General features: G+C 40.5%; 24 protein-coding genes and 1 pseudogene. 17 read left to right on the forward strand and 8 right to left on the reverse strand.

The features are described 5' to 3' along the window. Positions 1 to 17: 17 nt before the first annotated feature. The 3 genes from NSTCB13_RS05620 to NSTCB13_RS05630 all read right to left on the reverse strand — a co-directional run bounded on the left by NSTCB13_RS05620 (position 18) and on the right by NSTCB13_RS05630 (position 2,454). Positions 18 to 914 (reverse strand): inositol oxygenase family protein, encoded by an 897-nt coding sequence (locus NSTCB13_RS05620; protein WP_448271650.1) that lies wholly within the window; start codon positions 912 to 914, stop codon positions 18 to 20. Between the two features lie 593 nt (positions 915 to 1,507). Continuing rightward, positions 1,508 to 1,831 carry a DUF1815 family protein gene (locus NSTCB13_RS05625; protein ID WP_445628696.1) on the reverse strand — a complete coding sequence of 108 codons (324 nt, stop codon included), beginning with the start codon at positions 1,829 to 1,831 and terminating at the stop codon, positions 1,508 to 1,510. A gap of 137 nt (positions 1,832 to 1,968) precedes the next feature. Continuing rightward, positions 1,969 to 2,454 (reverse strand): gluconokinase, encoded by a 486-nt coding sequence (locus NSTCB13_RS05630; protein WP_445628697.1) that lies wholly within the window; start codon positions 2,452 to 2,454, stop codon positions 1,969 to 1,971. Between the two features lie 212 nt (positions 2,455 to 2,666). Here NSTCB13_RS05630 and NSTCB13_RS05635 point away from each other — a divergent pair, with 212 nt between their 5' ends. The 6 genes from NSTCB13_RS05635 (at position 2,667) to NSTCB13_RS05660 (ending at position 8,904) form a co-directional block, all read left to right on the forward strand. Beyond that, positions 2,667 to 3,698, forward strand: coding sequence for a LacI family DNA-binding transcriptional regulator (locus NSTCB13_RS05635; protein WP_448271651.1), 1,032 nt, complete (start codon positions 2,667 to 2,669; stop codon positions 3,696 to 3,698). A 26-nt stretch (positions 3,699 to 3,724) separates the two neighbouring features. Then, entirely contained in the window at positions 3,725 to 5,152 is a 1,428-nt protein-coding gene (uxaC, locus tag NSTCB13_RS05640) for a glucuronate isomerase (protein ID WP_448271652.1), read from the forward strand. A gap of 68 nt (positions 5,153 to 5,220) precedes the next feature. Then, a complete protein-coding gene (locus tag NSTCB13_RS05645) occupies positions 5,221 to 6,057 on the forward strand; it encodes an SDR family oxidoreductase (RefSeq protein WP_448271653.1) in 837 nt (278 codons plus the stop codon). After that, entirely contained in the window at positions 6,026 to 7,348 is a 1,323-nt protein-coding gene (locus tag NSTCB13_RS05650) for a lactate racemase domain-containing protein (RefSeq protein ID WP_448271654.1), read from the forward strand. Before NSTCB13_RS05645 ends, NSTCB13_RS05650 begins: the two co-directional genes overlap by 32 nt. 280 nt (positions 7,349 to 7,628) lie before the next feature. Further along, positions 7,629 to 8,264: a dTMP kinase gene (tmk, locus tag NSTCB13_RS05655; protein ID WP_448268949.1), complete on the forward strand. Its 636-nt coding sequence runs from the start codon at positions 7,629 to 7,631 to the stop codon at positions 8,262 to 8,264. Between the two features lie 91 nt (positions 8,265 to 8,355). Next, positions 8,356 to 8,904: a hypothetical protein gene (locus tag NSTCB13_RS05660; RefSeq protein ID WP_448271655.1), complete on the forward strand. Its 549-nt coding sequence runs from the start codon at positions 8,356 to 8,358 to the stop codon at positions 8,902 to 8,904. 276 nt (positions 8,905 to 9,180) lie between these two features. Here NSTCB13_RS05660 and NSTCB13_RS05665 read toward each other — a convergent pair whose 3' ends face one another. Next, positions 9,181 to 9,369, reverse strand: a complete 189-nt coding sequence (locus NSTCB13_RS05665) for a hypothetical protein (RefSeq protein WP_094353117.1) — start codon at positions 9,367 to 9,369, stop codon at positions 9,181 to 9,183. Positions 9,370 to 9,497: 128 nt separating this feature from the next. On the opposite strand from NSTCB13_RS05665, the gene NSTCB13_RS05670 reads away from it, so the two are divergent. Together NSTCB13_RS05670 and NSTCB13_RS05675 are read left to right on the forward strand one after the other, a co-directional pair. Further along, entirely contained in the window at positions 9,498 to 9,875 is a 378-nt protein-coding gene (locus NSTCB13_RS05670) for a hypothetical protein (RefSeq protein ID WP_334821438.1), read from the forward strand. Positions 9,876 to 10,875: 1,000 nt separating this feature from the next. Then, positions 10,876 to 11,961: a glycosyltransferase family 4 protein gene (locus tag NSTCB13_RS05675; RefSeq protein WP_445632232.1), complete on the forward strand. Its 1,086-nt coding sequence runs from the start codon at positions 10,876 to 10,878 to the stop codon at positions 11,959 to 11,961. A gap of 81 nt (positions 11,962 to 12,042) precedes the next feature. Here NSTCB13_RS05675 and NSTCB13_RS05680 read toward each other — a convergent pair. Then, positions 12,043 to 13,676: pseudogene (locus NSTCB13_RS05680) on the reverse strand (phospholipase D-like domain-containing protein). Between the two features lie 216 nt (positions 13,677 to 13,892). Here NSTCB13_RS05680 and NSTCB13_RS05685 point away from each other — a divergent pair. Then, positions 13,893 to 15,062, forward strand: a complete 1,170-nt coding sequence (locus NSTCB13_RS05685) for a cysteine desulfurase family protein (RefSeq protein ID WP_448271656.1) — start codon at positions 13,893 to 13,895, stop codon at positions 15,060 to 15,062. 46 nt (positions 15,063 to 15,108) lie between these two features. Further along, entirely contained in the window at positions 15,109 to 15,336 is a 228-nt protein-coding gene (locus tag NSTCB13_RS05690; protein ID WP_448271657.1) for a hypothetical protein, read from the forward strand. A 77-nt stretch (positions 15,337 to 15,413) separates the two neighbouring features. Here NSTCB13_RS05690 and NSTCB13_RS05695 read toward each other — a convergent pair whose 3' ends face one another. Both NSTCB13_RS05695 and NSTCB13_RS05700 read right to left on the reverse strand, forming a co-directional pair. Next, positions 15,414 to 19,649: a Hachiman antiphage defense system protein HamA gene (locus tag NSTCB13_RS05695; protein ID WP_448271658.1), complete on the reverse strand. Its 4,236-nt coding sequence runs from the start codon at positions 19,647 to 19,649 to the stop codon at positions 15,414 to 15,416. A 165-nt stretch (positions 19,650 to 19,814) separates the two neighbouring features. After that, positions 19,815 to 20,285 carry a hypothetical protein gene (locus NSTCB13_RS05700; RefSeq protein WP_448271659.1) on the reverse strand — a complete coding sequence of 157 codons (471 nt, stop codon included), beginning with the start codon at positions 20,283 to 20,285 and terminating at the stop codon, positions 19,815 to 19,817. Here NSTCB13_RS05700 and NSTCB13_RS05705 point away from each other — a divergent pair. The 4 genes from NSTCB13_RS05705 (at position 20,284) to NSTCB13_RS05720 (ending at position 22,824) form a co-directional block, all read left to right on the forward strand. Then, the gene (locus NSTCB13_RS05705) at positions 20,284 to 20,511 is read left to right on the forward strand and encodes an antitoxin (RefSeq protein ID WP_448271660.1); all 228 of its coding nucleotides are present in this window, start codon (positions 20,284 to 20,286) and stop codon (positions 20,509 to 20,511) included. The two genes, NSTCB13_RS05700 and NSTCB13_RS05705, sit on opposite strands and share 2 nt — an antisense overlap. Beyond that, positions 20,512 to 20,913 carry a type II toxin-antitoxin system tRNA(fMet)-specific endonuclease VapC gene (gene vapC, locus NSTCB13_RS05710; protein WP_448271661.1) on the forward strand — a complete coding sequence of 134 codons (402 nt, stop codon included), beginning with the start codon at positions 20,512 to 20,514 and terminating at the stop codon, positions 20,911 to 20,913. It begins immediately after the preceding gene. Positions 20,914 to 21,002: 89 nt separating this feature from the next. Further along, the gene (gene rbsK / locus NSTCB13_RS05715) at positions 21,003 to 21,941 is read left to right on the forward strand and encodes a ribokinase (RefSeq protein ID WP_448271662.1); all 939 of its coding nucleotides are present in this window, start codon (positions 21,003 to 21,005) and stop codon (positions 21,939 to 21,941) included. A 241-nt stretch (positions 21,942 to 22,182) separates the two neighbouring features. Next, positions 22,183 to 22,824 carry a transaldolase family protein gene (locus NSTCB13_RS05720; protein ID WP_322695995.1) on the forward strand — a complete coding sequence of 214 codons (642 nt, stop codon included), beginning with the start codon at positions 22,183 to 22,185 and terminating at the stop codon, positions 22,822 to 22,824. Positions 22,825 to 22,897: 73 nt separating this feature from the next. Here the strand turns inward: NSTCB13_RS05720 and NSTCB13_RS05725 are convergent, their stop codons facing one another. Next, positions 22,898 to 23,791, reverse strand: coding sequence for a LysR family transcriptional regulator (locus tag NSTCB13_RS05725; RefSeq protein ID WP_448271663.1), 894 nt, complete (start codon positions 23,789 to 23,791; stop codon positions 22,898 to 22,900). A gap of 176 nt (positions 23,792 to 23,967) precedes the next feature. Between NSTCB13_RS05725 and NSTCB13_RS05730 the strand changes: the two genes are divergently transcribed. From NSTCB13_RS05730 to NSTCB13_RS05740, 3 genes are read left to right on the forward strand one after another with little or no spacing between them, the layout of a single operon-like run. Further along, positions 23,968 to 24,252: a hypothetical protein gene (locus NSTCB13_RS05730; protein ID WP_448271664.1), complete on the forward strand. Its 285-nt coding sequence runs from the start codon at positions 23,968 to 23,970 to the stop codon at positions 24,250 to 24,252. 4 nt (positions 24,253 to 24,256) lie between these two features. Beyond that, positions 24,257 to 24,913, forward strand: coding sequence for a glutathione S-transferase family protein (locus tag NSTCB13_RS05735; protein ID WP_448271665.1), 657 nt, complete (start codon positions 24,257 to 24,259; stop codon positions 24,911 to 24,913). 22 nt (positions 24,914 to 24,935) lie between these two features. Beyond that, on the forward strand, positions 24,936 to 25,406 hold the full coding sequence (locus NSTCB13_RS05740; RefSeq protein ID WP_448271666.1) for an N-acetyltransferase family protein: 471 nt from the start codon (positions 24,936 to 24,938) through the stop codon (positions 25,404 to 25,406). Positions 25,407 to 25,582: the final 176 nt, after the last annotated feature.

Consider the following 25,582-nt stretch of genomic DNA (forward strand, 5'->3'; position numbering starts at 1 on the left):
CATCTTCTTTTAACAGTTTAAAACTTTAATGTTGTCGGTAAATATTTAGCCACCAAATCTTCATAGTATGGTTTTATTTTCTCCCAATCAGGAGGAATAGGGTTTTTGGAATACAAATCGTAGGGATTGAATAAACGTACCCATTTAAACATTTCTCGATCGTGTTTATCCATCAAATGCTCATAGGCATTTTCACGATGTTGAGGATAAAATGAGTGATAACGAAGCATATACAATGCAGGTTCGGGCAAATAGTTTTTCATCATCTGATAAAAATACTCATCATGTCCCCATGATATGTGTACATTACTTAATCCACAGTTAGGTTCGTAAATGCCATATTTAGTGTTGTAATCGGGGTTATTATAATCAGGATTTTCTTTAAAGAATTCTGAGAAAACAATTTTATCAGAAAATGCACAACCTACAGGATAAGTATCCCCTACGGTAGCCCATTGAGGTTCGCCAAACAGACAAAGCACTTTCCCCATATCGTGAAAGAAGCCAGTAAGTACCATCCAGTCAGGATGACCATCAGCGCGAATAGCTTCTGATGTTTGCAATAGATGTTGTAACTGATCCATGTCAGTATCAGGATCGGAATCATCAACCAACTGATTCAAAAATTCGACCGCATCCCAAACAGACATTTCTTTTTTATCAAACTTCAAAAACTCTTTTTCTTTTTGAAGCACAAAATTATATGTTTGATTAATATGATTTAACCGATAAAATTCTTTTACTGTATATCTAATAGTAGTTTCGTAATTCCTGTACTCTTCGGTGGTTTTACCTTCTTTAACAATGTTATCTGGATCGGGATAGCGATTAAGTAAGTCTTGTTCCCATTCTTCTAGCGAACGTAAGGGATTGTTTTGAACTTGAGCAATGGCATTATTTAGAGTTTGAGACATATCTTCCTAGTTGTCGATATTGTATTTGTTAAATCGTACTTTCGCACTCTATTATGCACAGGTGTGCAAAACCTGTATTAGACTTATTTATTATTTTTGCACACGTGTGCAAAAATAGGTGTTAAGTTTCATTTCGTCTTTGCATACCTGTGCCTAGCCTAATTTATTCCAGTTTGGATCGGAGTTAAGACAAAGCACTGATGCGATCCGATCGCTAATTAATTCTCAGAGACTTCTTGGCATTTGTGGGGAAAAGGGTAAGGGGTAAAGGGGAAAGGGCTAATAAAAACCCTTTTCCCAATAAAGATGAGTCCCTTTCCCCCAAGAATGCAAAAGTTACTTTTGCAAGAGGTCTACTTTTCAGAGACTTTGATGCCTTCTGGGTAGCGACAACCTGCTACCACAGCACCCGATCGCGCAGCGTCAGCATATCGCTACGCCTCTATAGCTGATTTTTGTGTTGGATAGATTTTTGAAAAGGCTTGTGCATACGTGTACACAAGCCTTTGATTATATATAATCTCTTTTGTTTTACACACGTGTGCAAAACCTCTGTTAATTTTTTTGTCGAACTCAGCTAAGGGAGTCGTTAACTATTTTATTAATTGTATGGCAGTGGAATGCTTGACAATATTAGCCAACTCTTGTAGTTGGTTGATCGCTTCTGCACCCTCCAACTTCATTAATTCGCGATCGTCCCACAATTCCATCCAAGTAATTCCGTAATCAGACACTAAAAACCGAATCAGGTGCTTTTCTTTCAGGCTAACCATAAATGAAGCACTGTTCATTTGCTCGCCGCATGTATAACAAGAGGCAGTATAGCCACGCCGCTCAAGTATAATTGTCAAGGCTTGCAGGTTCATTACTAAGTCTTGGATGAATTGCTGATGCTGTTGCGCTAATCTTATAAACACTACTTTTCTCCTACCATTACAGTTATCTGCTTGCTTTGATATTTCTTTAGACTTACATCTGATGTGATTTAGTTGCCAAAAATTCGTGTTTTCCTAGATACGTGATTAATCTTAATATTACGGTTGTCACCACTCAGCTAAATTTCTAGAGCAGTTCTAATGTTTTGGACAATTATCTGGGGTGGCTGTGCAACATCCATAGATAGAGTATCTACTGGTTCTTCAAGTGTATAAAACTGACTATCGAGTAGTTTTTCACTCATGTAATGATTGCTACGCTCTTTTAAGCGTTTTTGAATCAACTCGTAAGACCCTTTGAGGTAAACTAGCTTGATGCGTTCGCTATCCACTACCAAAAATTGCCGATAGCTATTTTTTAAAGCCGAACACGCCAGCACTACATTTTTATTTTCTTGCAGCCAATGCTTGATGGCTGTTTGCAAATCTTGTAACCAAGGCATTCTGTCCTCTTCACTCAGAGGAATACCGCGCCGCATTTTCTCAACATTCTCTGGCGAGTGGAAAGTATCAGCGTCGCTAAATTCCCATTCTAAGGAGTCTGCTAGTAGTTTTCCGATAGTGGTTTTTCCAGAACCAGATACACCCATGACGATAATAATCATTTTTTTCTTAATAAAAGTTCAACTAATTCGGAATTCGGAATTTGTGATTTGTAACTTGTAGTTGTAATCATTGACGGAGGTGAAAGTGAGGATTTTTAACTCCTTGCTATGCAAAATGTCAGTTGTATTCAAATCTCTTGACAAATGACGATTATTTTCTATAATACATACAAATGCACACGTGTGCAATAATTAAAAGCTCAAATAAAATAATGAATAAACGAAGAATTTCAATTGAAGATATTGCCCGCAGAGCAGGGGTTTCTCATTCTACAGTTTCACGCGCTTTGCGAGATAACGCTCTCATTAGCCCAAAAGTGCGAGAAGAAATTAAGCGACTGGCAGAGGAGATGAGTTATGTGCCGAATGCTATTGCTCAAAGTTTGCAAAATAAACGTACTAATACTATTGGTGTAGTAGTAACTTCAATTTCAGATCCCTTTTACGCTGAGGTGGTAGAAGGAATCGAGAAGATAGCCAAACCAGCGGGTTTGAGTGTTTTGTTGAGTGCTTCACACCGAGATTTTGAGCAAGAAATGGCAGCTATTGATACTTTTCATCGCCGTAGGGTGGACGGGATTTTAATAGCTGACTCGCGAATTAGTAAACAGCATACTAAACAACTCACACAAATTGCTGTACCAACAGTTTTAATTAATAGTCAGACTGAAGACCAATCAGAAATATTTCATTCAGTAGCAATAGACGATCGCTTAGGTGCTAAATTAGCGACAGAGCATCTAATTAGTTTAGGACACACCGCTATTGGTTATTTGGGTGTGAGCGATCGCAGCAGATCGAACCAGCAGCGCCTAGAAGGATATCAAATGGCCCTTGCAGAAGCTGGTATCCCACAAAATACTGATTGGGTTTCAATTAGTGACGAGTATAATACCAGAACCAGCGACGTGAACACCGGACAAAATATGCTGTCTAAACTATTGGCCGCAGAAGTTACAGGCATATTTTGTTACAACGATATGGTAGCAATTGGCGCTCTGTTAGCTTGCCAAGAATTAGGTATTTTAGTACCGCGAAATTTAAGCCTTGTCGGATTTGATGGTATTGCTCTGGGTTGTTACGTTACGCCAGCGCTGACCACAATCAGCCAGCCCATGTTAGAAATTGGTGGCATAGCCATGCAAATGTTACTCGATTTAATAGAAGAAAAAACTGTGGAAAACCGCGTTTTATCTCCTTTTCTATTAAAGCGTGGTAGCAGTGCACCATTATTAACAATTTAAAATTCAAAACAATTTATACAAAAATTATGTTAACTAAAAAACCGGGTTTATCTCCCGATCGCTGCTTTTCTCCAGAACCAGCTCAAAGACGACTAGCCCATCAATTTTTTGATAGCATATCTGCGTTACCTTTAGTTTGCCCACACGGACACGTAGATCCAGCTTTGTTAGCTAATCCCGCAGCCCGTTTTGGTTCGCCCGCAGAATTATTGATTATTCCTGACCACTACCTATTGCGGATGCTCTATAGTCGGGGCGTATCTCTGCAAGCTTTGGGCATACCAACCAATGATGGTTCGCCAGTAGAAACCGACCATCGTAAAATCTGGCAATTGTTCGCCGACCATTTTTATTTATTCCAAGGTACTCCATCTGGGTTGTGGCTGAAAGAGGAACTAACTAACGTCTTTGGGGTGGATGAACCTTTAAATTCTCGCAATGCCGGACGTATCTATGACGATCTAGAAGGTTTGTTAGCTTCACCAGAGTTTTCCCCTCGTGCTTTGTTTAAACGCTTTAACATCGAAGTGCTTTGTACTACCGATGCCGCCAGCGATCATCTAGAGAATCAGCGATCGCTCCACGAAGAAGGTTTTACTCAAATTAGACCAACTTTTCGCCCTGATGCAGTAGTTAATCTAGATGCCCCTGGTTGGCGCGGAAATCTTAGCAAGTTGGAAAGCAGTATCGGTAGAGAAATTAACACTTACGCCAATTTTGTGCAAGCTCTCGAAGAACGTCGAACTTTCTTTAAGAAAATGGGCGCGACAGCTACCGATCAAGGTGCAGCTACACCTTATACCACACGCCTTTCTGACCAAGAAGCCGAAGCTATCTTCGCCAGAGCATTAGCCGGCAAGCTGAATCCAGGTGATGTTGAAAATTTTACCGGTCATATCTTCATGGAAATGGCGCGGATGAGTGTGGAAGATGGGTTAGTGATGCAAATGCATTGCGGTGTGATGCGTAACCATAACCCGGCTTTATTTGAGAAATTTGGAGCTGATAAAGGTGCTGATATTCCCGTAAAAATCGAATGGACTGAAAATTTACGCCCATTGTTGTCAGCTTATGGTAGCGATCGCCGCTTCCATTTAATCATTTTTGGGATGGATGAAAGCACTTATAGCCGCGAGATGGCTCCGTTAGCTGGTCATTATCCCAGTGTATTGCTCGGGCCGCCTTGGTGGTTTCATGACAGCGTAAATGGTATGGAGCGTTATTTCAATCAGGTTATGGAAACTGCGGGAATTTATAATACTGCTGGATTTAATGATGATACGCGGGCTTTTGTTTCGATTCCGGCTCGTCATCATGTCTGGCGGCGGGTAGCTTGTAATTGGTTGGCTGGATTGGTTGCACGGGGATTGGTTGAGGAAGAGGAAGGGTATGGTATGGCTCGTGCTTTGGCTTATGACCTTGCTAAGGTTGCTTATAAGTTTGAGGGGAATTGAGGGGGGAAATTTAAACGCAGAGGGGCGCAGAGGGAAGCGCAGAGGTACGCAGAGAGGGGGAATGGGTGATGGCTGAGTTGATTTTGAGTAAACTTTTTAGTTTGAAGGAGCGGGTTGCGGTAGTTACTGGTGGTTCTGGTGTGCTTGGTGGGGCTATGGCAAAGGGTTTGGCTCTGGCTGGAGCGCGAGTGGTAGTTTTGGGTCGCAATGAAGTCAGGGCGGGGGCGGTGGTGGCTGAAATTACTGCTAACGGTGGAGAAAGTATGGCTGTGGTGGCCGATGTTAGCGATCGCTCCCAATTAGAAATTGCTAGGGATGTTATTATACAGCGTTGGGGTGAGATAGATATTTTGGTAAATATGGCTGGCGGTAATATTCCGGCTGCCACAATTACTGCTGATGGGAATATTTTTGAGATGCCACATACAGCTTTCGAGGAAGTAGTTAGCCTCAATTTAGTTGGCACTTTACTACCTTGCCAGGTTTTTGGTCAAGTAATGGTGGAAAGAAGTCAGCCCCACGGTTGCATTGTGAATATTTCTTCTATGTCTGCGATTCGAGCGATTAGTCGAGTGGTTGGCTACTCGGCCGCGAAAGCGGGAATAGATAACTTTACTCGCTGGCTAGCCGTAGAACTCGCCCAAAAGTATGGTGATGGAATGCGAGTAAATGCGATCGCACCAGGTTTTTTTATTGGCGAACAAAATCGAGATTTACTCTTAAATTCTGATGGTAGTTTGACCGTTCGCGGGCAAAAAATTATTGACCATACTCCCGCCGGACGTTTCGGAAAACCAGATGAATTACTCAGCACCTTAATCTGGTTATGTAGTTCTGGTTCTAGTTTCGTCAACGGGGTAGTTGTGCCGGTAGATGGTGGATTTAGTATCTACAGTGGAGTTTAATAATGTCATGTATTCACTAGCTGTAAATAACGGGACGCTTTCAGATGAGCAAGTTTCCGAGGTAGTTCATCAAGCTTTAGCAGACCCGAAGTTGAATGGACAGCGCATCTTGGTGTTAATTCCAGATAGTACCCGCACTGCTCCCATCCCGCAAATGTTTCGATTACTGCATCAGGAGTTGGGTCAAAGGGTAGCGGCTCTGGATTTTTTAATTGCTCTGGGTACACACAATCCGATGAGTGAAGAACAAATCAATCACTTGGTAGGAGTAACACCAGAGGAACGAGAGACAACTTTTAAAAAAGTTCGCATCTTTAACCACCTTTGGAACGAACCAGATACCTTTATCTCTTGTGGAGTAATTTCGGCAGACGAGATAGCAGAAATTAGCGGTGGAATGCTACATCAGTCAGTTGATGTGCGGATTAATAAGCTGATAACAGAATACGATTTGATTATAATTTGCGGCCCAGTTTTTCCCCACGAAGTTGTCGGTTTTTCTGGTGGAAATAAATATTTTTTTCCTGGTATTGGTGGTCAAGAAGTAATTAATCTCTCACACTGGTTAGGTGCTTTAATTACTTGTTACGAAATTATTGGTACGCTGGGAATCACACCAGTCCGGCGTTTGATTAACCGAGCCGCTAGCCTGATTTCTACCCCAAAGCTTTGTTTGGCGATGGTGGTCGCACCGAAAACAAATCAGCTAGCTGGACTTTATATAGGTCAACCAGAGTCAGCCTGGGAAGCTGCTGCAAAACTATCAGCTAAACTGCATATTAAATATGTAGATCGGCCTTTTAAACAAGTGCTTTCAGTCATGCCCCAAATGTATGATGACATTTGGACAGCAGCTAAAGGAATGTACAAGTTAGAGCCAGTAATAGCTGACGGAGGCGAAGTAATTATATATGCTCCTCATATTACCGAGTTTAGCTATACACACGGCAAAATTCTCTCCCAAATTGGCTATCATGTGCGGGATTACTTTCTTAAACAGTGGCATAAATTCCAAGACTATCCTGCTGGAGTGCTGGCCCATAGTACTCACTTAAAAGGGATGGGTACTTTCGATCCGATAAAAGGAGAACAAGCGCGGATTCGCGTTACTTTAGCTACTGGCATTTCTGCTGAACGCTGTGCTGCTCATAACTTAAACTATCGCGATCCGGCGACCATTCAACCCACTCAATGGGCTAATCGAGAAGATGAAGGCATATTGCTTGTGCCGAAAGCTGGCGAAATACTGTACCGTTTAAGTGGCAGTAATTTTCAGGAAACTAAATCGTAGTTTTTGAGACGCGATAAATCGCCGTTTTTGAGACGCGATAAATCGCCGTTTTTGAGACGCGATAAATCGCCGTTTTTGAGACGCGATAAATCGCCGTTTTTGAGACGCGATAAATCGCCGTCTCTACAAGTGTTTTGGTCTTATCTGAACTGTATTGATCGTAAACTGCGATATCTACGATGGGCTACGCCTACGCAATTGCAGGTTAATTTTACACTTCGCGCTATTCTTGATCTGATGAAACCTCAGCGAATCAGTTTATCGCAGCGAACAAAAAAGCATGGGTGGAAAATTAATTGTATTTGAAGGAGTGGAAGGCTGTGGCAAAACTAGCCAAATGCAGCTTTGTTCTGAGTGGCTGGAAAGTCTCGGTGTTTCTGTGGTAGTAACTCGCGAACCGGGGGGAACAGAGTTAGGTGTACATCTTCGCCGCTTGCTACTAGAAAAGTCAGAAGATAAACCAGTTGCAGAGGTGACAGAACTCTTGTTGTATGCTGCTGACCGATCGCAACACGTTGAACAAGAACTCAAACCAAATCTTGCAGCTGGGAAATATATTTTATGCGATCGCTACACTGACTCTACCATTGCCTACCAAGGATATGGTCGCGGTCTGAATATGAGTTTAATCAATCAGCTTAATAATATTGCCACTGGTGGTTTAGAAAGCGATCTAACTATTTGGCTAGATGTCGATGTCGAAGTAGGACTGTCCCGCAAACTCTCAGACCAAGTAGGACTAGACCGCATTGAACAGGAGACAATCGCTTTTCATCGGCGCGTTCAGCAAGGATACGCGCATTTAGCAGCGTCTCATCCCTCACGAATTGTTCGGGTAGATGGCAGCTTGAGTAAAGAAGCTGTACAACAGGTAATTCAAGGAATTTTACGCGTACATCTGCACTTGGCGAGGTAGGACAAACATAAACCTAAAAGTTTTTAATGAGAGTTTGGGCAAACTAGATATGGAAAAAGGTCTAGTTGATACAAGGCAGTAGTAAGAAATAATGGATTGTAATCGTCTGGATTATATTAAAAGTGTCACTGACAAAGGTGATGAGAGAGAGTGGGCATATCCTAACTATCCTATTGGAGCTTACTTTCCGTTAAATTTTAAAAGAAGTGAAAGTACAAAACTAGTAGAATCTCACGCCCGTAAATTACCAAAAGGCTCTCTTATCATCCTTTCTCAAGTACCGCATGAATCCAAAAAAAATACCGCAGGAGATCAAAAAAAAATACCAGATGAGCGCAAAAAGAGATATCTAACACACGTAGTTGAACTGGTGAATGAAGGAAGTGAGGATGAACCTCAATGGGAAAAGCATCCGTGGGGGATTTTTCGATGGGTTAAGGTTCATTGGATTGCTGATTTGAGGGATTGCTCTGCTGATTTGAGGAATTGGGACAGTATTCCTGTTGATCGGGAGGTAATGCAAGCCAGATGGGGTTGGTATGACACTTGTGCTAAATCGTTGTCTGGTGACAAGTTAATGGAGAAGTGGTGTACTATCGATCAATTAAGAGAACACTTAAAACAAAAATTAAATTTGTAAGCCATTAAATAATTTGGAAACCTTCACAATCCAGCACGGATAACTGGAACCTAAAAGCCCTATCACGGCGATTGTGGATGCGCTTCGTGGGCGATTTTGACCCCAAACTCTACAACCGCTTTATCCCTACCCAAAAGGTGGGGATTTTTAGCATTTTCCGTTATTTCAAAAAGTGGTATTTTTGACTGATTTTTTAAATTAGCTGCAATACGGTTCAGTTAACCAAAAATCTCAACTTTATGAAAAGTTGCTGTACTAAACTGCAACAACTTTTCACTACTTACCTTTTTTCTCATCCAGTGCTTTCTGAATAGCTTCTCTACAAAACTCAGGAGGGTCGTCTTGTGCCTTTACCTCTTCCTTCATTTTTTCGGTGACACGAAAATTAAGATTTTGTGTTAGCGGTTCTTCTCTATCAGACTTAAGTGGTTTTAAATTTTCTGGATTACCTTTAGGGTTAGGCATTGTTGAGAGATGTAAATATAGCTTGAACGATACGTGAACATATAGATAGAGTTTTAAATCGGTGGTGTTCGCGTCTGTCAAAACAGTTCACCACCGATACCACTTTTACAAATGGGTAATTCTATTTTATGTTCACAAGGTCAGAACTCGAAATCAAAACTACTGCTGAGTTAAGAGACTTATGTAGGCGTTACGGATTAAAGCCTACCGGGAATGGAGGGTACAAGACTAGTTGGATTGTCACCTTGATGGCATTTCCCCAGATAGCACTCTCTCAATTAAGGCAAGGAAGAGGGTTAAAATCACCAGGCTTTAGTGTTATTCAATTCCTCGAAGGGGTTGTAGATGAGATCAACTCCCCCACTGATGAACAAGCAGCATTAATTCGGATAACTTTAGAGGGCAAGGCTATGAGCTACCCTGACCGATACGACCAAGAGAGTTTACTAAACTTGCACAAAGCTAAAATGCACCTTGAGATGGCTATCGGACTGCTAAATCAGTAAATCAGTTTACAAGCCGAAAGTAGTTAGTTCCTAGCAACCTAAAGCTGGGGACTTTTCTATATCCCATATACCCAAAGGGTTTGCTGTCGCTATTAACCTTTACGTGAGTTCGATGAACCTCTCCCGGACAACCTCCCTCTCCCACGGGGTCAAGGGAGGAGCAACGAGAAATTACGGTTTTGACTCCCCTCTCCGTGTCGGAGAGGGGTTGGGGGAGAGGTCAAAAAAGGTCTTGTCAAACTCACGTTAAATAGACCACGCGGTAGGGGCACAGCATTGCTGATATGTGTCAACTTCAACTGGAAATAGCTTATCTGTTGGCTGATATCCCCGCCCAAAAATAAATTTTCCGGCTTTTAGCTTAAGTCTACTGAAGTAGACTGGAGATTTTTAGTCATCTTCAGATGACTTTCGCTATGAGGCAGGAATTTCAATTCCCGACGGATAAGGGGTTTGGCGCTAAGTTGACACTAATGAGCAATGCTGTGCCCTGACAACAGATGTGGTTCAAATACATGATTTCTGCTGTAAGTTCCGTGCGGCATTTTCATCAGCATGAATAAAGCTTTAAACTAAGAAATAAGCTGTCAATTTGAATAAATTTACCTCCCTCTCTCTAGTTTGTAGCTGATGAAATTAAGCAGCATACCAAAACCAGCATCATGTATTGACTTGGTTAGTTTGGTACGTTAAATATCAGCATTTATCTGCAAATTTGACGATTTTAGAAAGTTTTTTGTTCTTAGCAAGATATATATTTAAGATTGTACAAAATCACCAAAAGTTAATCATTTAGAGTAAATTTACCTCTTTAGAAGTGGATAATTTGCGTACTAGGATAGATGAAAATTATATAAGTAAAAGCTTAGGCTTTAGAAGCAATTGTTTATAAGTTTAGTATCTGAAGTTAATTTCTGATGCAAAGTGAATCAATTAAAAGCACTACAACAACAGAAAGAAAAAACTTCTAATTCAAGTTTTATTTGTTAGGAGGTTTATGATGCGAATTGCTCAAGTAGCTCCACTGTGGGAAAGAGTTCCACCTCCAGCTTATGGTGGCATAGAGTTAGTAGTAGGGTTACTGACTGATGAATTAGTCCGGCGCGGACACGAAGTAACTTTATTTGCATCGGGAGATTCGATTAGTCTAGCAAAACTAATTTCAGTTCATCCCCGCGCTCTCAGACTCGATCGCACAATCAAAGATTACAGCACTTACGAGATGCTGAATCTAGCTTCGGTGTATGAACGTGCAGAAGAGTTTGATATTATTCACTCCCATATTGGTCATGGGGCACTGCCTTATGCAAATCTAGTAAAAACTCCTACAGTTCACACGTTGCACGGTACTTTTACCCCTGACAACGAAAAGATTTTTAGTTTTGGGAAAAAACAACCCTACGTCAGTATTTCCAATTCACAACGAGAACCAAGATTAGGGTTGAACTGTATAGCAACGGTTTACAATGGGATTGATGTTAACAGTTATAAGTTTCACTCCCAACCAGAAGATCCTCCTTACCTAGCATTTTTAGGTCGGATGTCTCCAGAAAAGGGAGTGCATTTAGCCATAGAAATTGCAAAACTTGCTGGTTGGCATTTAAAAATGGCGGGTAAGATAGATGTCGTTGATGTGGAATATTTTGAGAAGGAAATTAAACCACATATCGACGGAAAGCAAATAGAGTATTTAGGTGAAGCCAACCATGCTCAAAAAAATGCCCTGATGGGAGGTGCAGTAGCAACTCTGTTCCCCATCACTTGGCGGGAACCCTTTGGATTGGTGATGGTAGAGTCAATGGCTTCCGGTACGCCAGTGATTGCGATGAAATTGGGTTCTACTGAAGAGGTAATTTCCCACGGAAAGACGGGTTTCCTCTGCAATAATATTCAAGAGTGCATCAGTGCGATCGATCGGGTAACAGAGTTAGACCGCTATGCCTGTCGTCGCTATGTTGAAAACCTTTTTAGCGTTGAGCACATGACTGATGGTTATGAGGCAGTTTATCAACAGATAATAGCAGAACGATTTTCTCAGAATGGACGTTTCCGTAGTTTGCTTAGTTTAGGTAGCAGCCAAATTTAAATATGGTATTTGTGTAATCTTAGATGTTTTTAACTAGGTAGAATACAGATCGTTGTAAGGGTGTGCAGCTAGCTGTGCGCCCTACCAAGTCACGCGATCGCTCTCCATTTTTCTAAAGTTCTAGCACTCACTCCTGGAACTTTTCCTAAGTCTTGTCAAGATATAAATTGTTGCTGTTGACGACTAATAATTATTTGCTGTGCTAATTTTTGATCCCCGCCAGGAAGAGTTGCTAATTCTGCTAAACTTGCAGTGTTAATATTTACTTTTTGAATTACTTTTAACTCAGTTTATGAAGAAGTTTTTATTTGAGGACATCGTGTTTGCTCTAATTTAATTTTTTGTTGAATTGCTGGTGGTAAGCCTGGTTTTACTTTGGCATAAAGACGAGCAAATTCTCGCATATAATGGGCAGCAACTACCGGATTTTCAATCACTACAAGCGTCTCATCGTTACCATTATTGGCCGCATCTGACCAATTATGAGAACCTGTAATTACTGTTTGACTATCAATAACAGCAAATTTGTGATGCAATAAATCGCCTTTGGGTAATACAGGTACACCTACGGTAGTAATTGGATTTGACCAAGGATGATTGTCAACTTCATATTTACATTTGTTACTAAGAGCAACCCCCATCATATCTAAGGCTTCGCTATAAGGACGATAAGCAAATTGTGGTTCAATTAAAGCGCGAATTTGCACACTTTCTTGATGGCGTTTTTCTAAAATATTGGCAAGAGGCTGTTCGGAAAAGACAAATAACGCCATATCAATAGATTTGGTTGCTGAATCTAAAGTTTTACCAATTAAACCATTACTACTGTTACTCCAAAGTTGAGTTGGAGAAGTCGGCGAAAATTGCACAGTAATTTTGGTGTTACCTAAAGTTATTTGTTTAGGTAAACGCATCGGTTTTTTCAAACCAAATCGACTATCTGGTTGACCTCCTGGGCCATCACCCCACATAATATTAAACTCTTCTGTAAATAAAGCAGCTAATTCTGGGCTGTCAATCTGCAATAAATTATTGGCATTGCCTAAACTGCTAAGATTTGTAAAATCACCAGAAGTATCACTTAATGTAAAGTTGGCGGAAGTGATAATTACAAGGCGATTGTCTACAATCACAAATTTATGATGCATCAAGCTGCTACCCGCTGAACCATCTGCTCGATCGTCTATCCAGGGAATTTGGGCATTCTGCAAAATTATTAAAGCATCTCTTTGATTGATTTCGGCTGGACTAAGTTGATTATCTTGGTTAAGATCGATAAATTTGCGAAATTCGTTGTAACGTTCCTGTTCTCTTTTATCTAACTTACCTACTTCAGCAGATGTTAAGCTACTCCAAGGTCGGCTATAGGTATTTTCTAAAATGATTCTGACTTTTACCCCAGCTTTTTGTCTATCAACCAATGCTTGGGCAACTTTGGGTAAACGTAGTTCTTGCACCGCTACATCTACTGTAGATTTAGCTTGTGTAATAGCATCGACAATCTGTTTTTCTAAATCATCCCCCAGACGAGTTTGCTGACGGTAAGCTTCTTGATATTCTGAAGACTCAGAATGGTTAAAGTAAGCTTGAATTAACGGGTCTTGTGGTAAGGGTGCTGGACGCTGATTGTAGGACTGGACTCGTTGACAACCCGCCAGAGAAAATATCAGTAAAAAGATAGATAAAAAATATCTTTGTCTAGAGATAAGTTGCACTGTAATCTGTTAAAAGTAGATTGAAAGTGGATAATTTATCATTCCCAAAATTTTGTGTTCTGAATTAAGTAGAGAAATAAGTTTCCAAGTAAAGGGAAAAATCTACTGCTAGATGTAAAATTACAAATATTTTTTTTAGAATTTGTCCACTAAAACTGTATATACTGACAAATCCGCAGTCTCTCACTAACGTGTGTTCTCACTATTATCGGTTTTATGCAAATTTATCTAGATTACAGCGCCACTACTCCGACTCGAAAAGAAGCGATCGCAGTTATGCAAACAATCCTGACTCAACAGTGGGGCAATCCTTCCAGTTTACATGAGTGGGGACAACGGGCGGCAACGGTTGTAGAACAAGCCAGAGTCCAAGTTGCTGGTTTAATTAACGCCGCTACCCCTGAATCGATCGTTTTTACCTCTGGTGGCACTGAGGCAGATAATTTGGCGATTATGGGTGTGGCTCGGTTGTATGCTGTTCCTCAACATCTAATTATTTCCAGCGTTGAGCATTCGGCAATTTCTGAAACAGCAAGGTTTCTAGAAACGTGGGGTTGGGAAGTTACGCGCTTATCTGTAGATATTAAAGGCAGAGTCAACCCCTTGGATTTAAAGGCGGCGTTGCGACATAATACAGTTTTGGTTTCTATAATTTACGGACAAAGTGAAATTGGGACAGTGCAACCGATCGCAGAACTGGGTAAGATAGTGCGATCGCATGGTGCTTTGTTCCATACAGATGCGGTGCAAGTTGCGGGACGCTTACCCATAGATGTGCAACAACTACCTGTAGACTTACTTAGCCTTTCTAGTCATAAAATATATGGGCCGCAAGGTGCAGGGGCGTTGTATGTGCGTCCTGGTGTGGATTTGATGCCCTTGCTGGGTGGTGGTGGACAAGAAATGGGACTGCGTTCTGGTACGCAAGCAGTACCGATAATTGCCGGATTTGGTGTAGCAGCAGAATTAGCAGCCGAAGAATTAGCTACAGAAACACCACGATTAATTGAGTTACGCGATCGCGCTTTTGCCCAATTAACTGAAATTCCTGGTTTAATTCCTACAGGGGATGTTTGCGATCGTTTACCTCACCATATCAGTATGTGCCTAGAATACGCTGATGGCGAAAAACTTAGCGGTAAAGCCTTGGTACGACAGCTGAACCTTGCTGGTATTGGTATCAGTGCTGGTGCTGCCTGTCATAGTGGTAAACTTAGCCCTAGTCCGATACTTTTAGCGATGGGCTATTCCGAAAAAGCTGCTTTGGGGGGAATTCGCATCACATTGGGGCGTGATACAACGGAAGCTGATATAGATTGGACAGTAATGGTGTTGAAGCAAGTTTTGCAAAGGCTAACACTGGATTTATCTTTAGTTAAGCGTTGATCGCTCATACTAAAATTGAGATACAGCATTTGTCGGAGTGTTTTCTATGTCACTGCAAGAGCTTAAAGAGCAAGCCCGTCAACTGCCACCAAGCGATCGCCTTGAACTCGTCCGTGCGATTATTGAATCCTTGCAAGATGTTCCAACCCAATCACCTGAGCGATCGCGCATCATCAAGCAGATGAAAGGTTTATTGAAGACTGACCAGCCAGCGCCAACTGATGAACAAGTGGAGTTCATGCTAGAAGAGCGTCGGGTGGAGAAATATCTTTAATGAGAGTTTTGATTGATACCAACATCATTTGAAATTATGTTACATGAGATAAGCTTATGTACGTTTTAAAATTGCTTCTAATGTACTGAAATTGTGACTGTCGCCTGTTGTACATCAATCTTTTGCAAAATCAAATCTTGCATTTGTCGATTAAATCGCTTTAGTTTATCAACATTTTCTCCACAAAGCTGCCAATATTTTTGATAATCGTAGGTTACGAGCCACAAATGATCGTCAAACCCAACAACAAGCAGTTCATCTAACTTAATTGAATCATCTAGCTTGAGAGACTTACCAACATCAATGAATGTGCAATCAAAAACTTTTTGATTCGTTTGCAATGTTTGCTGTTTCTGTTGGACATTATCAAAACATTCTTCGATTTTTCGACTACTTCCGTTAGATAGTTTAAGCAGTTGAACCCATTGTCCAAAGTCTAGATTGAACAGCCATTCCTTAAAAATTGGATATTCTGTTTGAGGATAAAGCGTCTGATAAGCGTTGCTTAAAGTAATAGCAATCTGACGATCATAAACACCTAAGCTGATTGCATAAACTGCTGATGTAGTTGACACGCCATGAGTCACAAACGAGGTGAGGCTATTAAAAACGTTAGGAATTTTTTGATTGTTAAAATAAAATCCAATATGCCTGATTAGTGAGTCAAATCCCCAAGCAAAAGCATGAGTCACTTTTTCCAGTTTTTTGACGACAGTTTCTGTTTTACCCTCGAAATATAAATCTGCTAATTCTTTATAATCTTTACCCTGAAGCCACCCTATAAGTGGCTCAATACTGTCAAGCTTTAAACCTTCTGTCAGTTCTGGGATTTTTTTGAACACATCATAAGACTCCTGCCAAAATGTTATGGGCAAATCACTTACGGCAGTGTAGTTGTCAATTTCTCCAACAAGTTTTTGTGCATAGGCTGTTATCACTTGATTACTACCTACGCTTAACCCTGTAAGGTTAAACAACTTACGCTGTTGGATATCCGTTACTTCATTTTTCAGCAAAATTATTCTTGCCTTTAGCGCATTCTTGAATTCAAGCAATACATCCTCAATATCTAGAGACTGTACATGACACAGCAGTTTCTTAAAAATAAATTCGACCTTTTCCTCATCAACTTCATCAAGACAGGATTCTAGAATCCATGCCAAAAGTTGTGAATCCAGATAAGATAAAATTTCAGTCTGGTTCTTGCTTGCTAGAGTTTGCTTTTTCTTTGTCCAGTGTTCATAGTCATTGCCAGCCTTTCTGAACTGGCTTGTTGAGGCTAATGACCATAGAGAAAGGAAATCCTCAGTTGTCTCAAGCGACAATAACCTTGATTGTGCCAAATGCTTTATACCTGAAACAATAAAACTTTCTGATACTTCTGTCGGCGCTTCCTGGCGAACTCGTTCCAAATCCTTGCTGTCACAAAAGATAATGTGACCTTCTGTTTCACAACCTGCTCGTCCTGCTCGTCCAACCGCATTGGCGTACTGGGCCATGCTAATCATGTTGTCCATTGACAAAGAATGGACGATTACATTCTTGATTGGCAGATTAACACCTTGTGACAAAGTGGTTGTAGAGACAATAAGTGGAATGATGTTATCGCGCACTGCATTTTCTATACGCCGCCTAACAACATTAGGGAGTTCAGCATGGTGATAGCAAAATCCGAGTGCAATAGCTTTCACAAGTAAATGTTCAGAGCCAAGTAGTTCACCACATTCATCTGCAATTTGTTGCATTTCTGGTGAAACCGCTAAAGGCTGCTTTTGCAAAAGTGAGATTAAACACTCAGCAATGGCTTCAACGATTGGTTTGGTTGTTGTAAAAACCAAGGTAGAGCCAGTTTGTGTGTAATATATAGCCAGTCGTGCTGCGACCTCAACGTATGATCGATAAGATTTGCCATTTCTATTCTTCATAAGACTTCTAGGTTTCAAGAAAGGCAATGGCACGAAGAAGTTATCGGATGGATAATCACCTGTCTGGGGCAAATAACAAACTGTTGCTCTTGTAGTTTGGCTCCATTCAAAGAAGCCCAACCGTTGCTTTGTAGGTCGCCAGTCTATTTTGACAACATTGTTTTCATTTCCAGAAAGCCACTGGGCGAAATCACTAGTATTGTTAATAACCGCTGAAATCCCAATCACTCTGGCGTGATTCTTTTCTGCAATAGTCAGCAATCTTGAGTAAATTAACTCCTGCCGAAGACTTCTAGGATTTGCGGCAGCAGAATCATGCGCCTCATCAATGATGATGAGTGCAAGCTTACTTTTGAACTCTTCGCTATTGCGGGTAAGCAAATCTAATTTTTCAGGAGTTAGAACAAACACCTGATTGTCTTGTAAAATATCCTCTTCCAATTGACTAAAATCATATCCACCATAGAGGATAGAAACAGCTATATTGACGCGGGATAAGCTTGTGGACAGGCTGCTTTCCACCTCATACGCCAAAGCTTTGGTTGGAACAACGTAAGCACAGACTTTATCAGGTTTATCTTTGAGCGAACGGTAAATTGCCAGCTCAACAGTTTTGGTTTTACCTGCACTTGTTGGCATGGCAATAACAAGGGATTTATCCGTCAACAAACCTTCATGCAAAGCTTTCTGCTGCGATTTCCACATTGACATCATGGGAAATTTACCAAGAGTACAAAGGAAGCGCAGGTAAAGCTTCCATTCGGCATTCATGTCAGGAACATGAGGACTGACAAGCCTTTGTGTTGAATGGTTGATTAAACTTTGCAAATACTTGCCTATAGAGTTAAGTAAAACGTAGGAGTGATAATCACTAACCGTTGCATATTGTTTACCTGCCGCTATTGTCAGCTTAAGAATTTCTGTCTGATGTGATTCATTTCCTGTACGCAGGTATTGAGTAAAATTTGCGAAGGCTTTTGCTGTTAGCCAGTCACCGATATCAGCAATTTTAGCGGATACTAAATCCATCCATTCTTCTTCTTCCAATGGATAATCAGATGATTCTAATTCCTTCTGAGCGAATTTAAAAAAGAACTGTGCCAAAGCATCTTGTAATTGGCTTATTTCGCCAGTTAGTAGATAGGTCAGCAAAATTCTTGGAGTATTCGAGAGTAAGACATCTTTAATATCTTGTCGATATAGAATTTTTGATACTAAGACTTTAGCGTTGGCATTATATCCTGCGATACTGTACAATAATGCGCTAGTAACAATATTTTCTACAGCAATATAAGCTTGGCCATCTTCAATTCTAAGAATCGCCAATCTCTCATGAATAACAGCGGATTCCTTGAGTACCTTTTCTGCTTCTTCAGAACCGTCCATCAAAAGGTTATAGCCTGTTAATGCTAGAAAGTTAGCTGCTTTTTCTAGTTTAATAGGATCATATTTATAAGAAATAAACTTTCTTTGCTCATTCCTCAAATCGATTGTTAATGCTTCTGAAGCTAGCTGATTATGTTCTTTCTTAAAATCAGAGTTGTTGAGTAAATTCACAATATCTTTTAGCTCATCAATCTCAATAGAAGGAAATGATAATTTTGAAGGTTCTTGATTTTTTTGAGAATTAACTAAATTTTTCTGATGAGCTATCCAGTTTGGAATGAGAAATGCGTTAACAGTCAAAGGAGTTGTAATACCTTCGACAACAGCATCAAAATATTGTTCTTTCCATTTTTCTTGCTCAGTCACAACAACTGCCAGATATTCTGTGCGATATGAATAAGTATAGGTATCATTAAATCTATTAACCAGTTTTGCCTCGTTGTATCGTCCAGCCCCTCTAAGAACATTGATGATAAAATCCAGAAGTGTAACTAAACCTTCCTGAACTTTAAGCAAACCCTCACTAGCCTTTTTAACAGCTTCTTTCGGATTGCTACCGTAATTTTTAACTTCTGTGACCAGTAATGCTTGTGGTATTCCATTAGCATTGAACTTTAGCCCCAGTACATCATCACCATGCATTGCCATTTTTCTATTAGTGGCAAAACGAAGCTTAAAAACGGGAATCTTGTAGTCCGTACAACCTAATATATAAGAAGAGGCTATTGCTTCACCTATAGTGCCATTCCATACCTGCACACTACCTTGTGTCATTTGGTGAAGGTCTTTAAGAACTGACTCTAACCCGTCTTCTTTCAACTTCTCTAGCTCTTCAATGATGCCTTGGGGATGCCGACAGAAATAGGGAATTATCAGTTGCAAGTGGCGTAAAAACGTTTCAATGTTTTTTAGATTAACTTTTTGTCTTTCAAAATCTTTGGCAATAGACTTGGCATAAGAGACCAAAACTAGATTAGCAGTGAAGTCTTGTAGAAAAGGCATTTTGAAATAATGAAAAGTACTAGCTGGGTATAGTTACTTATTACTAACATAATACACACTGAAATGTCTTGTTAATGTATATCAACTTATCAGTAGGACTAGCCCTTTAAAGGTAGATGAGCTTTTTGTGGGGTTACTCGTTATCGTATGCCTACTCAAAAAAAGTCAATACTGGAACAATGGAAGTAATGCTAAAGCGATATAATAAACCACCTTACCTAATAGTCTTAAAGATGCGATCGCCTTTAGCACGTAGAACCCTTCACTACCGTCACATTCTTTAGCAGAACTGCTAAGGCGATATGTCACTATCACCGCAAGCATCACTCCAGTTTTTACAAATAAGTACAATTTTGAGCGTGTCTCCCATGCGATCGCAATTCTCATGCAAGTTTCTGAGTAAAAGCGGTATTTATGCAGTTTGCGAGCACTTTCGGCAAGAAATAACTGGCCATAAACGATCGCCTTTACCATATTGATCCTTTCGTCACCATCATATTCCTCGGCAGGACTGCTAGGATTTCCATAGATTCGATTTAACAATGAGCTACTCAACCAAGTTTCAGAGTTGCATTTATCAAATTTCGTGCTAACCAGACCAGAAATATTAGCTAATTTCAGGATATATAACACCATGAACACTGCTAAACTCACCACTGATGGTACTCACCAAATCGTTATTTTACCCGAAGACTTTCAACTTCCTGGGACTGAAGTTTATATCAAAAAAATTGGTAACGCCATTGTCCTGATTGCCAAAGACAACCCTTGGGAATCCCTCATTGATAGTCTAGACAATTTTTCTGATGACTTTATGACTACCAGAGTTCAGCCAGTTATTGACACTAGAGAAAGTTTTTAAATGCGATACCTGCTTGATACGAACATCTGCATTTACCTGATAAAGCAAAAACCCCAAAAAGTACTGGATAAATTTCAAACCCTTAGCATTTCTGATGTTGGTATCTCGTCTATCACCGTTGCTGAACTCGAATACGGAGTTGCCAAAAGCCAACAGCAAAAGAAAAACCGCATTGCCCTAATGCAATTTCTGCTACCTCTAGAAATTGTCGAATTCAATCAAGCATCTGCAACGATTTACGGCAGCATTAGAAGCGATCTCGAAAGTAGAGGACTTATTATTGGTGCAATGGATATGCTCATTGCTTCTCATGCGCTGAGTTTAGGAGTTATCCTAGTCACCAATAATGTGCGAGAGTTTTCTCGTATTCCTACGCTCCTATTAGAAAACTGGGTTGAGTAGTTGTCAATATGCGAGATGTGATGATATTACGTTACTGGCATCCTGTAATATCAATCAAAATAACTTTAAGCTCAATCAAAATCAGCATCATGAGTATTATCGTCTTCGGCAGCATAAATATAGACTTGGTAGCAACAACCCCCCGGTTGCCAGTCGCAGGAGAAACGTTACTAGGAGAAGATTTTTTTAAAGTTTCGGGAGGGAAAGGAGCCAATCAAGCCGTAGCATTAGCAAAATTGGGCATTCCTACCCACATAGTAGGGCGTGTAGGTGCAGATGATTTTGGTAAAGAACTTGTTAACAATTTGCAAGCATCTGGTGTGCAGACTGATAACATTTTTGTGGATAAAACTGTTAGTTCTGGAGTCGCTATTATCACCGTGAGTCAAGCTGGTGAAAATCAAATCGTCGTTATTCCTGGTGCAAATGGGCACGTCAATCAAGAAGATGTAGAACGATTATCCCACTTTTTACCAGCAGCTACAGCACTACTTTTACAACTAGAAATTCCTATTCATGCCGTGATTGCTGCTGCAAAAGCCGCAAAAGGTGCAAATATAAAAGTAATTTTTGACCCCGCACCCGCACAATCTAATTTACCAGATGAATTGTATCCATTGGTGGACATTATTACACCGAATGAAGTTGAAGCAGCGCAGTTGGTTGGTTTTCCTGTGAATGGAGAAGAACAAGCAGCTAAAGCAGCTGCGGTTTTATTGCAACGGGGTGTGAAATGTGCGATCATCAAACTGGGTGCTAAGGGTGTTTTTTGTGCGACTGCTGAAGAAGAGTTTTTTGTACCCGCATTTTCAGTTCATGCAGTTGACACAGTAGCCGCAGGCGATGCTTTTAATGGTGGTTTAGCGGCGGCACTTTTTGAAGGACTTTCCTTACATCAAGCAGTTGTTTGGGGTGCAGCAGCAGGTGCTTTGACAGCAACAAAACCAGGCGCACAAACTTCGCTACCGGATAGGTTTACATTTGATGCATTTCTTAAGGAAAGGGGAATGAATGGTGGTATTGAATAATTCGTAATTCGTAATTCGTAATTCGTAATTACGTTTTGTGACGAGGATTTAGATTTAGGCTTCAATTCGTTCTGCGGTCGTTAGCCAGGGTACTTAAACCCCCAAACTAGTTAAAAAAGGCATAGATAAACAGGTAAAATACTTATCTGATAGGGATTGGCAGAAATATTAGTGCAAAGCTTCTGAACGATGTAGGGTGTATAGCAGCAGAAATGCAGATAGGAAAAGTGAGGAATTAAGTATGGCACTATATCTAGATTCAGCGATCGCATCGGAAGCTGAAGTTGTTAAGCTTTGGGGATGGGTAAAAGGCATCACCACAAATCCCACGCTGTTATCTCAAAGCGATACTCCACCAGAAACCACGCTCAAAAAGTTGGTTGCCTTGACAAATGGGCCGTTATACTACCAACTTATGGCATCTGATAAGGCTGGTATGCTAGCTGAAGGTAGAAAAGCTTTCGAGATTATTGGTTCACAAACAATTTTGAAGATTCCCGCAACACCGTTAGGGTTTGAAGTGGTGGCGAGTCTCTCACCAGAAATTACCTGTTCGGTGACAGCGATTTATAGTGCAGCACAGGCAGCAGTAGCACGGGAAGCAGGAGCTAAAATTGCCATAGCTTATGTAAATCGAGCTACCCGATTGTTAGGTGACGGTATTGCCTTGGTGCGGGATATGGCTAGCGTACTCAAAGGTAGTGATACGGAAATCTTGGCAGCTAGTATCAAATCTCCTGAAGAAGCAGCCGCATCGTTGCAAGCCGGAGCGGATCATTTAACTTTACCATTGGCAATGTTGCAGGCGATCGCAACTCATGAATTCTCACAAAAAACCGTTGAAGAATTCGCGAAAGGAGGCATCGGTTTAAGTAATTCGTAATTCGTAATACTTCGGCTCCCTTCGACTACGCTCAGGGCAAGTCGCTCAGTACAAGTTCGTAATTTGTATGCGTTCAATAAGTGAATTTAGCTAAACTATAAAAATCAAATTTACTCAACATTTCTAAAAAGGTGAATACCGCAGGTACTTGCAAAGCATTAGATAAAGTTGCAGTTGCAATGACTCTTTCAAGTGGTGCAGGTAAACTATATACTTGCACCTTTGGCGGAATGGGTACAGCTGCTAAACGAGGCATAATAGCTGCTCTCAGTCCTTGATTCACCATGCTAACGACTGTGGAATCTTCTTGAATGTCGCTAGCAGTATGAATTGGAATTGCCAAAGTCTTCAGATGGTTGTGAAGAATGCGTCCACAGGGTGTACAAGGAAGCAAAACTGGCGGATAGGCTGCGATGTCTTCCCAAGTGATTTGCGGACTGCTAATTTTGCTATCTGGTGGTAGTAAAGCTACATACTCATCCCGAAAAATTTCCCAAGTTTCAAATTCTTCACCAGTTGGCAAACAGGTAATACCAATATCGGCACGTCCATCATGCAAACACTGCTCTACATCCGTGAAAGCAGCACACTCTATGATTGTGACAGCAATTTCTGGGAATTGATTGTGAAATTGAGCGATCGCTTTTGGTAATAGATGAGTAGCGACGCTGCGAAAAGCTGCAATTCGCACATGACCACCGTGTAAACCTTTATGTAGGTTGGCTTCCTGTTGCATCATATTTAGATGCTCCATTGCTTGACGCGCATGATACAAAATACGCTCTCCAGCAGGTGTCAGCACAGCACCGTGACGACCTCTCGCAAATAATGGCACACCCAATTCTTCTTCTAGGGTGGCGATCGCATGACTAATTGCAGGTTGGGAAAGCTGCAATTCTAAGGCTGCCTCACTAAAGTTACCACGATCTGCTACTGCAACTATGGCTCGGAGTTGGGAGAGTTTCATAGGCAATCGATGAGAACAAGGTATACATATTCTGACTTTATTGTGGCAAAAAGGTTGTATTACTGATTTTTCATATCTATAAATCCCATTTATAGAACCTATGCAAGCCATGATTTGATTCCTAACTGAGATGTTGTTACTGTTTTATTTACTGAGCAATTTTCAGGAATAATTCTATGAACAATAACATTAAGTGTCTATCAAAAGAAGATATAGAAATAAATTGTAGTCCATTATTCCAGAGAAAAAGCCACTCAAACTTCTGGAAATCTCTGTATTTGATTTGGGAAAATTTTGTCAAAAAACTCCTAGCAGATCGTAATGAATTACAAGTTTGGCAAAAGGTTGACCGCCACGGTAATATCTATTGGCAAGCTTACGACCCTGTAACCGGAAAATCTTTTTCATCAGGTTCCGAAACTGATGTGTCTATGTGGATTGAACAACTTTATCGATATTAAAAATATGACACAACTTACTTTGGTAATCGGCAACAAAAATTATTCATCTTGGTCGCTTCGTCCTTGGTTAGCGATGAAACAATTTGGTTTAGACTTCAATGAGATTCGGATTCCTCTCTACAACAACCCAGATTTTTCATCGAAAATTCGGCAATACTCGTCATCAGGAAAAGTACCTGTGTTATTGCACGATAGACAAACAGTGTGGGATTCTCTTGCTATTTGTGAATATTTAGCTGAAACATTTCCAACCCTGCAATGGTGGCCAGAGGATAAGGCTGCAAGAGCATTAGCTCGTTGTATCAGTGCAGAAATGCACTCAGGGTTTCAAAACTTGCGTCAGAATATGCCAATGAACTGCCGTACTAAATATCCTGGTAAAGGTTTAGAACCCGGCGTACAACAAGACATTGACCGCATTACTACTATCTGGCAAGAATCACGTCAAAAGTTTGGGACTGGTGGCAATTTTTTGTTTGGTAATTTTACGATTGCCGATGCGTTTTTTGCTCCAGTTGTCCTGCGGTTTGTCGCCTATGATGTGCAGTTAGATACTATTTCTAGAGATTATGTAGAGTCAGTTTTAGCACTTCCAGCAATGCAAGAGTGGATAAATGCAGCAAAGAATGAGACAGAAATTATTCCCCAATATGAGTTTTAGTTAACTAGTAAAGAGCGAGAATATGACCTGTAAAAACATTTTCATTCGATATGCAAATAAAAGAGATATTCCTGCAATTATGGAATTGATTTATTTGAAAGCCGAATTTGATGGTTGTCCTGAATCTTTAGAAGCAAATCCTCAAAAGCTAGAAATTGATTTATTTGGAGACAACCCCCTTGCTTTTGTTCTTTTGGCTGAGGTTGATGGCTATACTATTGGGTTGGCAACTTATCACTTTATCTATTCAACTTTTTTAGCAAAACCTGGAATTTGGCTGGATGATTTATATGTCAAAGCTGAATACCGAAGCCACCGAGTTGGTCAGGCACTCATGCTACGCTTGTGCCAGATTGCCAAAGAAAAAGGTTGTGGCAGAATCGATTGGACTGTAGCTGTGTCTAACGAGCGTGGAATCAATTTTTATGAAAGAATAGGTGCAAAGATTATGAATAAAGTAAAAGTATGTCGCTTAGATAGTCAGATATTATAGTAGGGTGTGTATTACAATACTCACGCTTACAAATAAGATTGATGGATAAAATTGAGTCAGTTTTGGCACTTCTGAACCTAAAAATATTAATTGCATCATCTCTATTACTCATTTTCCTTTCTGGTTGTACAGATTGTGAGGCTAAAAAAACTTCAAATCCTAATCACATAAAGCAG

This window comes from Nostoc sp. DSM 114160 (assembly GCF_053470305.1).

What these genes read in the sequence shown, in the direction of transcription:
- NSTCB13_RS05620 (WP_448271650.1), bottom strand. Translation starts at nt 914, where the DNA reads ATGTCTCAAACTCTAAATAATGCCATTGCTCAAGTTCAAAACAATCCC.
- NSTCB13_RS05630 (WP_445628697.1), bottom strand. Translation starts at nt 2,454, where the DNA reads ATGATTATTATCGTCATGGGTGTATCTGGTTCTGGAAAAACCACTATC.
- NSTCB13_RS05635 (WP_448271651.1), top strand. Translation starts at nt 2,667, where the DNA reads ATGAATAAACGAAGAATTTCAATTGAAGATATTGCCCGCAGAGCAGGG.
- uxaC (WP_448271652.1), top strand. Translation starts at nt 3,725, where the DNA reads ATGTTAACTAAAAAACCGGGTTTATCTCCCGATCGCTGCTTTTCTCCA.
- NSTCB13_RS05645 (WP_448271653.1), top strand. Translation starts at nt 5,221, where the DNA reads ATGGCTGAGTTGATTTTGAGTAAACTTTTTAGTTTGAAGGAGCGGGTT.
- NSTCB13_RS05650 (WP_448271654.1), top strand. Translation starts at nt 6,026, where the DNA reads ATGGTGGATTTAGTATCTACAGTGGAGTTTAATAATGTCATGTATTCA.
- tmk (WP_448268949.1), top strand. Translation starts at nt 7,629, where the DNA reads ATGGGTGGAAAATTAATTGTATTTGAAGGAGTGGAAGGCTGTGGCAAA.
- NSTCB13_RS05660 (WP_448271655.1), top strand. Translation starts at nt 8,356, where the DNA reads ATGGATTGTAATCGTCTGGATTATATTAAAAGTGTCACTGACAAAGGT.
- NSTCB13_RS05665 (WP_094353117.1), bottom strand. Translation starts at nt 9,369, where the DNA reads ATGCCTAACCCTAAAGGTAATCCAGAAAATTTAAAACCACTTAAGTCT.
- NSTCB13_RS05670 (WP_334821438.1), top strand. Translation starts at nt 9,498, where the DNA reads ATGTTCACAAGGTCAGAACTCGAAATCAAAACTACTGCTGAGTTAAGA.
- NSTCB13_RS05675 (WP_445632232.1), top strand. Translation starts at nt 10,876, where the DNA reads ATGCGAATTGCTCAAGTAGCTCCACTGTGGGAAAGAGTTCCACCTCCA.
- NSTCB13_RS05685 (WP_448271656.1), top strand. Translation starts at nt 13,893, where the DNA reads ATGCAAATTTATCTAGATTACAGCGCCACTACTCCGACTCGAAAAGAA.
- NSTCB13_RS05690 (WP_448271657.1), top strand. Translation starts at nt 15,109, where the DNA reads ATGTCACTGCAAGAGCTTAAAGAGCAAGCCCGTCAACTGCCACCAAGC.
- NSTCB13_RS05695 (WP_448271658.1), bottom strand. Translation starts at nt 19,649, where the DNA reads ATGCCTTTTCTACAAGACTTCACTGCTAATCTAGTTTTGGTCTCTTAT.
- NSTCB13_RS05705 (WP_448271660.1), top strand. Translation starts at nt 20,284, where the DNA reads ATGAACACTGCTAAACTCACCACTGATGGTACTCACCAAATCGTTATT.
- NSTCB13_RS05700 (WP_448271659.1), bottom strand. Translation starts at nt 20,285, where the DNA reads ATGGTGTTATATATCCTGAAATTAGCTAATATTTCTGGTCTGGTTAGC.
- vapC (WP_448271661.1), top strand. Translation starts at nt 20,512, where the DNA reads ATGCGATACCTGCTTGATACGAACATCTGCATTTACCTGATAAAGCAA.
- rbsK (WP_448271662.1), top strand. Translation starts at nt 21,003, where the DNA reads ATGAGTATTATCGTCTTCGGCAGCATAAATATAGACTTGGTAGCAACA.
- NSTCB13_RS05720 (WP_322695995.1), top strand. Translation starts at nt 22,183, where the DNA reads ATGGCACTATATCTAGATTCAGCGATCGCATCGGAAGCTGAAGTTGTT.
- NSTCB13_RS05725 (WP_448271663.1), bottom strand. Translation starts at nt 23,791, where the DNA reads ATGAAACTCTCCCAACTCCGAGCCATAGTTGCAGTAGCAGATCGTGGT.
- NSTCB13_RS05730 (WP_448271664.1), top strand. Translation starts at nt 23,968, where the DNA reads ATGAACAATAACATTAAGTGTCTATCAAAAGAAGATATAGAAATAAAT.
- NSTCB13_RS05735 (WP_448271665.1), top strand. Translation starts at nt 24,257, where the DNA reads ATGACACAACTTACTTTGGTAATCGGCAACAAAAATTATTCATCTTGG.
- NSTCB13_RS05740 (WP_448271666.1), top strand. Translation starts at nt 24,936, where the DNA reads ATGACCTGTAAAAACATTTTCATTCGATATGCAAATAAAAGAGATATT.